Genomic DNA, 563 nt, shown 5'->3' with positions numbered 1-563 from the left:
GAAGTAAACAACACGGGCATCTTCTTACTTTGCTTCGGAAGGGTATCGGTGAAACTTTTAAAATTACTTAATGTACTCATAGCTGAAAAGGCAAGTAGGGTCTGCAAAAAATGCTTGCGAACCATGTTGATTAAGCTCTTGGCTGAATAGGGGCTTTCTTAGCTCTCCCCCAAGCCACAAACAGCGCCACCGCAGCTAGAATCAGGTTCATTCCGATAGCAGAGAACTCCCCTCTTGAAATATGAAAGATCGAAGCAAAGACCATCACGGCTACCAGACCTAATGCTGCCCATACTGTTAGTTGTGGTTTGATTCTTAGGAGCGCAGGGAGCAATAAGCCAAGACCACCCAATACTTCACTTATCCCGATAAAGCGCACCAGTGCTGCAGGCACTTCACTTGCCCAAGGTAGCATCTGTGAAAGTTGTTCAATTGGCTGAGCCACTTTCATAAAGCCTGACATAAGGAACATACCCGCTAAAAGAACCTGTGCGATCCAAAGGGTAATGTTCAAAGCTTTGTTGTTATTCTGGTTTGTTACAGTGTGCGTTGTCATGATGTTT

General features: G+C 44.8%; 1 protein-coding gene. It reads right to left on the bottom strand.

The window, feature by feature from the left end:
• Positions 1-130: 130 nt before the first annotated feature.
• Positions 131-563: DoxX family protein (locus tag OB13_RS20040; RefSeq protein WP_461491959.1), on the bottom strand; the 433-nt coding region annotated here is incomplete at its 5' end.

Source organism: Pontibacter sp. HJ8, from assembly GCF_054824225.1.
This window is presented reverse-complemented; position numbering and strand designations above follow the sequence as displayed.